Annotated in this window: 7 protein-coding genes; 3 read left to right on the forward strand and 4 right to left on the reverse strand. The window is 63.0% G+C overall.

Going from position 1 to position 7,740, the window contains the following annotated elements:
* Positions 1 to 835, reverse strand: an 835-nt coding sequence (locus MOV74_RS25710; protein ID WP_246929157.1) for an SDR family NAD(P)-dependent oxidoreductase, incomplete at its 3' end; no start/stop codon positions are given.
* An 821-nt stretch (positions 836 to 1,656) separates the two neighbouring features.
* Between MOV74_RS25710 and MOV74_RS25715 the strand changes: the two genes are divergently transcribed.
* From MOV74_RS25715 to MOV74_RS25725, 3 genes are all read left to right on the forward strand, one after another.
* Positions 1,657 to 2,064, forward strand: coding sequence for a hypothetical protein (locus tag MOV74_RS25715; protein ID WP_246929146.1), 408 nt, complete (start codon positions 1,657 to 1,659; stop codon positions 2,062 to 2,064).
* A 32-nt stretch (positions 2,065 to 2,096) separates the two neighbouring features.
* Positions 2,097 to 2,441 (forward strand): hypothetical protein, encoded by a 345-nt coding sequence (locus tag MOV74_RS25720; RefSeq protein WP_246929147.1) that lies wholly within the window; start codon positions 2,097 to 2,099, stop codon positions 2,439 to 2,441.
* Between the two features lie 158 nt (positions 2,442 to 2,599).
* Positions 2,600 to 3,121: a DUF1275 family protein gene (locus tag MOV74_RS25725; protein ID WP_246929149.1), complete on the forward strand. Its 522-nt coding sequence runs from the start codon at positions 2,600 to 2,602 to the stop codon at positions 3,119 to 3,121.
* Between the two features lie 247 nt (positions 3,122 to 3,368).
* Here MOV74_RS25725 and MOV74_RS25730 read toward each other — a convergent pair whose 3' ends face one another.
* The 3 genes from MOV74_RS25730 to MOV74_RS25740 are packed head-to-tail and all read right to left on the reverse strand — an operon-like array spanning position 3,369 to position 7,655.
* Positions 3,369 to 4,742, reverse strand: coding sequence for an amidohydrolase family protein (locus tag MOV74_RS25730; protein ID WP_246929151.1), 1,374 nt, complete (start codon positions 4,740 to 4,742; stop codon positions 3,369 to 3,371).
* Positions 4,739 to 6,322, reverse strand: a complete 1,584-nt coding sequence (locus MOV74_RS25735) for an ABC transporter substrate-binding protein (RefSeq protein ID WP_246929154.1) — start codon at positions 6,320 to 6,322, stop codon at positions 4,739 to 4,741. The genes MOV74_RS25730 and MOV74_RS25735 overlap by 4 nt, the downstream gene beginning before the upstream one ends.
* Before the next feature lie 13 nt (positions 6,323 to 6,335).
* Positions 6,336 to 7,655 (reverse strand): dihydroorotase, encoded by a 1,320-nt coding sequence (locus MOV74_RS25740; RefSeq protein ID WP_246929155.1) that lies wholly within the window; start codon positions 7,653 to 7,655, stop codon positions 6,336 to 6,338.
* Positions 7,656 to 7,740: the final 85 nt, after the last annotated feature.

Genomic DNA, 7,740 nt, shown 5'->3' on the forward strand with positions numbered 1-7,740 from the left:
GAGCCGGAGATCGGCCGCAGCCTCCGCCGTCAGGCCCGCTGCCAGCCTGGTTCCGCCGGGCACGATCTCGGAGCATGCGGTCCCAGGCGTCGGGATCGCCGCCAAGCACCTCACCGCCGACATAGGCGCCTGCATTCGCATGGAAGATGTCCAACGGGCCCGCCTTCTCCAGCACCTGCGGCATCAGGGCTCGCATGCTTTCGGGATCGGTGAGGTCGATGCGTAACGGAATCGCCTGATCGCCCAGCTCGACGCAGGCTTTGCTCAGCGCCTCCTCCGCCCGGGCGAGCGCCTTGTTCATCCCCGCGGACATGTATCCCGAGGGGTCAGGCAAATAGTTCGGGCTCGAGAGCGGATGCGCGCTTCGGACGCGGGAGAGCGTTCCCAGGATCATCAGGAACGGCTCGATCCGGCGCACACCGTTCGCCGTCGCGATCTCCTCCATCAGCGGAGCGATCTTGTCGCTGGCGCTGCGGGTGAAGAGCGCGCCGCGCCGCGAGAATTCCAGCAGCGCAGCAAGGCCCGAGAGCTCGGGCATGACCTTCGTGAGGTCGCCAATGAATTCTTCGCTGAACTGCAGGATACGTCCGCGCAGCGGGATGGTGCTCCCCGGCGGCAGATCGCTCACCCAATTGTGCGGCAGGTTGGGGCCGGTCAGCACGAGATTGCCCGGCTCGAACTCGCCGATGAAATACCGACCGCTGGTCGCCACGACCTGGTGCAGCTCGTATTCTGGATGGAAATGCCAGCGGACCGTGTGGAATGGGTAGCCGTGCGACCACGCCTTGAACGATTCGCCGCGCCGTATCTGGACAACTTCCAGGTCCGGTTCCATATCCGCTCCCTTCGGGCCGCTGCGGTTTTTGATGATCCGCCCCTGTTCCCTTATCGGCTGAATTTGCTCAGCGCTTCCTCTCGTTAGGGATCCGTAGCGACCGGTATCCGGGCCCGCCACCACGATTTCAATGTGCAACTGATACTTTTTTGATGTGCAGCACACAGCCGCCCCGTAACCGGGTCCGGCGCCTCACAACACCGGCTCAACCGAAAGTGCGGTTTTGCACACGCACGGCGGCGGAAGGCTTACGGTGATTGAGGCAAACTGTTGCCACTCGCATTCACCCCACGGAATGAGCTGCGACAACCGCGGCCGTGCTCTTCAAAACGTACGTCACACAAATGATCAAGACTGGATTTTTATGGATCTCTCAGTGCACACGCCGCGCACACGCAGCCATCTAACCAATTGAAAAACTTGAATTCTCCGTCCAATCCATCATGGGCGCGACGGAAAATCGATAATCTTGATCTTTCAACAAGTTATCCTACACTATCAAAGGACTAGAAGAGGAGCATACACCCTGTGTGTGCACTCCAAACTAGCCAAAATTGCACCCGTTTGTACCGCATTTGATCTCGCGGTGCACACGTAGCGCACACGAAATTGGACGGGAGTGCACACGCAATGGCGACCTTCACAAAGCTCGATTCCGGGAGCTGGCGGGTCCAGGTGCGGCGCAAGCGGCAGTATGTGGCCAACACATTCTACGGCGGCATGACGCTGAAGAATGGGCCCGTGACGTGGAGCGGTCGATCGATCGCGGGATCCCGGTTAGACGGACTCGTCCCCACGAACCACCGCGGATCTTTTCCCACTTGATCACGCTTCACATCGACGATCTGACCGAAGTCGGAAAGTCTATCGGACGGTCCAAGGCCGCCGTAATGGAGGCATTGAAGGTCTCCCTCGGAAGAGTAAAGATTCAGGATCTAACGCGCGAGCGATTGATCGAATTTGGCAAAAGGCGAGCGAAGCAAGGCGCAGGCCCATCGACGTTATCGATCGATTTCTCTTTCATCCGAATCGTCACCGTTGCCGGCGAAGAAGCTGTACATCCCGTATTCGTCGAGATCTTTGAAATAGAAGCCAACACGGCTCTCGACGAAATGGTCGAGGTGAAAAGCTTGGGGGTGAGCGGTCTCGAACACCATTTCGCCGTGCTTGGCCCGCCACAACGGCTGGTCGCGCTCCCGCCAAGGTGCGGGATTTCACGCACGGCATGATGGGGAATGAGCGGATAAGAAAAGACCCGGTCGTGAGCATCATCAACACCCAGTCCAACAGCCCTGGTGCCGTTCAACAGGTCGGTGTCGGCGAGTTCTCGCAGTCCGCCATCATCAATTACCATCAACAGCTCGTGCAGGCGATCGACCGGGCTTTGGCGTCACCTGAGTTTCAGCGGCTTGAGCAGAGCCAGAGGGAAGGCTTCCGAGACATCGCGGAGGTCGTGAAGGATGAAGCGGTCAAGCCGAACCCCGATCCCGTGAAGCTGAAGCGCTGGTCTGAGCGTCTTGTCGGTCTGGCGAAGGAAGTCGGTATGCGTGTGGCCGTCAGTGAGATCGGCCAAGCGATCACGCATATCCTCGGGGCGGCGATCTAGTTGCAGGTACTTGCAATCTGGCGGAGGAGCGGGGGCGAGGTTGAAGAAGTCACTATGGAAGGGTGCGCTCAATAGCGTCGGCTGACCTGCGGCGCAAGCGCGCCGGAACGTTCGCACGTCAACTCTTGCCCCCGGCGCAGCCGTTATCTCCCGCGGCAATGACCTGGGGCAAAACATCAGGCTGTTCGCCGCGCGCCAAATTAATCAGAACAATTCTGCTATGCCGCGGGTCTGCCAGCATTCGTCCAACCGCGTTCCAAGATTTTTGCTATCCGCCGGATACCCAGCGACGAGATCTCTTAGGCAACGGCACGCGCCGGCAGCGGTGTGGAAAGAAGGCATCGGCCGACCCGGTCGGACTGCTGGCCGGCACGGCCGCAATGATCGCGGTGGCCGCCATGGCGTGCCAGTACGCACTCCTCCGTCTGGCGGTTCCGGGCGCGATCTCGACGACGGTGATGACCGGAAATCTGGCCAACGCGGTCTTGGCAGCGATGGACTTGCTGACCGACCGACGTCCCTTGCTGCCGCACGATTCGACCCCGCTGAATCGCTCGCTGGGTCGCCTGTTCGGATTCGTCTTCGGATGTGTCGTTGCAGCAGCAGCAACTTCACTGGCAGGAGATTGGGCCTGGTCCCTTCCGGCCGCACTGGCCGCTGTTGCGATCGCGGTGCGTTAGCGGCTGCCGGCGAGGCTGCAATCGCGCCCAGCTATCCCTTCGGCCTCACAGCCAATGAGGCCGGCGCTGCAAGCAGCGGAATTTTCGAATATATCGTGACGTCGTCCTGACCGAGTGCACCTGATCGCCCGAGGCGCCTATTCACAACGCTTGCTCCCGTTGGGTCACCGCTATGCCGGGTGCAAGGTTCCTCGATGCTGGAGCCGCGCGGCACGATCATCATCAGTTGCTGCGCCGGCCATCCACATCAGCCGCCAAAAGCCGCCTGGGCCTCGGGAAGATCCCAGATCTTGCCGATCGCAGCCGTCCCTGCCGATGTTATCGCGGCCTCATCGCCACGAACGTAGCGACCGGCGTCGATGAGCACGCAGCCATCGACCATGACCATATCGATGTTGGCGCGGTTGGCCAGCGCAACCAGTGCGCGCCTGACATCGAAGAGCGGCTGCAAATGCGGATGGGTGAGATCGACGACCGTGAGATCGGCGGTCGCACCCGGCGCAATTCTGCCGAGATCCGGCCGCTTGATGACGTCGGCCGCGGTTGCGGTGATCGACTCAATCAGTTCAGGCGAGTTGGCAACATCAGCGCGCTGCGACACGATCTTGGAGATCAGTGAGGCTGCGTTGAGCTCGCCGAGCAAATCCATGTTGTAGCCGTCGGTGCCGACGACGGTCCGCACGCCATGCTCGGCAAAGCGGCTGAACGCGGCCGTGACGCCGGCGCGCGCAAACACGCGCGGGCAATTCAGCACAGTGGCCCCGCGCGCCGCCATCAATTTCAGATCGTCATCGGTCGACGCGATGCAGTGCGCCGCCAACAAGTCCGGCGCCAGGAGACCAAGCCAGTCGAGATATTGCGCCGGCGTGCGCCCCCCATAGCGCTTGCCAATGGTCTCGACCTCGGCGCGGCTCTGCGCCAGATGCGTCGTGATGGGAACACCGAGTTCGCGCGCACGCTCCGCACAGGCTTTCAAGAGATCCGGACCGCAGGTGTCGGTCGCATGCGGGCTCATGGCGAGACTGATGCGCCCATCGCCACAACCGTTCCAGCGCTGATACAGCGCGTCCCAGGTCGCCATATCGGCTGCGCCGTCGTCGCCGGCATAGCGGACCACGCCGTCCGCACCGGCCTTGGCGTCGGAGGTTGAGAACAGATAGGGCGCCCCGTAGAAGCGGATACCCATCTCTTCCGCCGCGTCGAACATTTCCGGAATCGTGTTGCGGAACGGCTCCATCACCGTAGTTGCGCCACCCTTCAGGAGCTGGAGGATGCCGAGGCGCGCCACCGAAAGCCGCTCCTCCCTCGTCAACAGGTCAGCGCCACGCTTCGTCAGCGGCAGAAGCACCGTGTACACAATGCTCTGATTGTTGCGGCGCCCGTTGCCATCCTCGGTGTGGCTGCGCGCTACTGCCTCGCTAAAGCAGTGATTGTGCAGGTTCATTAGGCCCGGCAACATCAAGCGGCCGGGTTTGTCATAAATCTGCTCCGCGGCGGGACGATCGCGCGTAACCGCGGCGATCTTCCTGTCTTCGATCAACACCCAATGATCGCGCAGGACATGCTGCACGCCGTCCTTGTGTGACAGCACATAGCTGCCGAAGATCGCGATCGTGCTCATGCGGGGCGTACGTTCCAGAAGACGGCGGTGCCGTCGAGAATGCCGGTAATGCTCTTGCGGTAGGCGGTCGGCTGCTTGTACTGGCCGATCGGAATATAGGGAATCTCCTCGAAAGCCAGCGCCTGGATCTCACGGCAGATTCGCTGCTGCTCGGCGAGATCGGAGGCTGCCAGCCATTGGCTGCGCAACGCCGCCATCTTGTCGCTCTTGTACCAGCCGGCCACCTTGCCCTCACCGCGCAGGTTGGTATTGCCAGCGGGATTGAGCCAGTCGATGCCTTGCCAATTGGCGACCGCCGCGCTCCAGCCGCCCTGCCCGATCGGCTCCTTCTTGAGCTGCCGTTGCAGCACGACGGCGAAATCGAGGCCGGCATACTCGACGTTCATCCCGGCCTTTCGCAAGCTGTCGACCGCAATCTCGCCCAACGGTTTCTGGGCCAGCGAATTGGTCGGGACGAGCAGCACGATCTTCTCGCCATTGTAGCCGGCAGCCGCCAGGTCTGCCTTAACCTTGGCGTAATCGCGGGGCCTGCGGAAGACGTCGAGCCCGACATCGCTTGCCATCGGCGTATCCGGCGCAAAGAAGCCGATCGGCGAGTATTGGTGGGCGGGAGCGGTGCCTGCCACGGCCGTCATGAAAGAGGACTGGTCGATCGCGCCGAGCAGCGCCCGGCGGACGGCGGGATTGTCGAACGGCGGCTGCAGATGATTGAGGCGCAGCATGCAAGTGTAGCCTCTGGGATCGAGGATCCGCGTCTCGACATCCTCGGCCGCTCGCAGCACCGGCAATAGATCGTGCGGCGTGGTTTCCTGCCAGTCCTGCTCGCCGGTCTGGAGCGCGGCAACGCCGGTGCCGGCATCCGGCGTGGTGGTCCAGACCACGCGGTCGAAATGCACGATCTTGGGGCCGGCGGTCCAGTCCGGCTTGCCTTCGGCGCGTGGCTGATAGCGGTCGAACTTTGCGTAGGCATTGCGCGCGCCCTGCACGCGCTCGTCGGCGAGGTAGCGGAACGGTCCGCTGCCGATGACTTCGGTCAGCGGCTTGAACGGATCCTGGCTCGCCAGCCGCTCCGGCATCATGAAGCAGGCGTTGATCGCGGCCTTGCCGAGCGCCTGCGGCAGGAGCGGAAACGGCCGCTTGAGGCGGAAGCGGATGGTGCGGTCGTCAGCCGCCGACAGCTCGTCAGTCGCTTCCATGAGCTCGCCGCCAAACCCGTCTCGCGCCGCCCAGCGGCGGATGCTCGCGACGCAATCGCGTGCCAGGACCTTTTCTCCGTCGTGCCAGAACAGGCCATCCCGCAAGGTGAGATCCCACTGCCGGTCGTCGCTCGAGACGACATGGCCCGACAGCATCTGCGGCGAGACCTGAAGCGAGGAGCTGATGCCATAGAGCGTGTCGTAAACCATGAAGCCGTGGTTTCGCGACACTTGCGCTGTCGAATATATTGGATCGACGAAGGCAAGATCGATCACTGGAATGAAGCGCAGCGTGGTCTGCGTTTCGGCACGCACGATCCCCGGCAGCGACAGCGCCGGCACGGCGGCTGCGGCCTTGAGCAGTGAGCGACGGGACACAGGCATCGAAACAAGCCTCCTAGGACGCAAAGCGGGCGAGGCGGCCGATCGGCGCGCCCAGCACCTCGTCGTTGCGCATGACGATGTGGCCGCGCACGATGGTGGCGAGCGGCCAGCCGGTGATTGGCTTGCCGGCAAACGGCGTCCAGCCGCAGGGCGAAACGATCCAGGACTCCTCGATGGTCCGCTTCGCCTTCATGTCGACCAGCGTGAAATCGGCATCGTAACCGGCGGCGAGCCGTCCCTTGCCGACAAGGCCGTAGACGCGCGCGGGACCCGCTGCCATGAGGTCGACGAGTCGCGCTAGCGACAGCCGGCCGGCATTGACGTGATCGAGCATCACAGGAACGAGCGTCTGCACGCCGGTCAGCCCCGCGGGACAATCGGGCCAAGGCAATTCCTTGGCGGCGCGCGAATGCGGCGCGTGATCCGAGCCGATGGTGTCAACGATGCCGTCGCGCAACGCGGCCCAGCTCGCCTCGCGGTGGCGCTCGCCCCGGATCGGTGGATTCATCACGCCAAAACCCTTGAGCGTGTCGTAACAGTCCGGCGCGACCTGCGTCAGATGATTGACGAGCACCTCGACAGTCGCGATGTCGCGATGTTCGCGCAAATAGCCGAGCTCTTCCGCGGTCGAGACGTGGAGGATGTGCGCCGGACGGCCGGTCTTGCGCGCCAGCGCCATCAGGCGGCGGGTGCCGAGAAAGGCGCACTCCTCGTCACGCCACTCCATATGCGATCGATGCGGCATGCCGCGCGAGAACATCGGCTTGCGCGCCTGCAGGCGATACTCGTCCTCGCTGTGGAAGGCGATGCGGCGGCGGCCCGCGCGCATGAGCTTTTCGAGATGCTCATCGTCTTCCACAAGCAGTGAAGCGGTCGAAGATCCCGCGAACACTTTGATGGCGCAAACGCCAGCTTCGCTTTCGAGATGCGCAAGCTCGCCGATATTGGTCTTGGCGCCGGCGATGTAGAGGCCGATGTCGCACCAGCTGTGCTCTTCGGCATAGCCTCGCTTCCAGTCGAGCCGCTCCTGATCGATGATCGGCGGGTTGGTGTTGGGCATGTCGAACAGCGTGGCGATGCCGCCGAGCACGGCGCCGCGCGTGCCCGTGCCGAGCGTCTCCACCTTGGCATCGCCGGGGTCACGCAGATGGACGTGGCTGTCGATCAGGCCGGGCAGCACGTGAAGGCCGCGAGCATCGATCACGTGATCGGCGGTGTCGGCCGATGTCGCCGACAGTGTCGCGATCAGGCCACCGGCAATACCGACGTTTGATGTCTCCTCGCCCCAGGGCGTGACGCAGGTGCCGTTCCGGATCAGGAGATCATAATGCATCGTCTGCTCTCATTGTCTCAACACGACCGCGCCGACGGCGGCGGCGACCGCCTGCTGCGCCGGCTCGACCACGGGCACGCCGATT

The organism is Bradyrhizobium sp. SHOUNA76 (assembly GCF_023006445.1).
Taxonomy (GTDB): Bacteria; Pseudomonadota; Alphaproteobacteria; order Rhizobiales; family Xanthobacteraceae; genus Bradyrhizobium.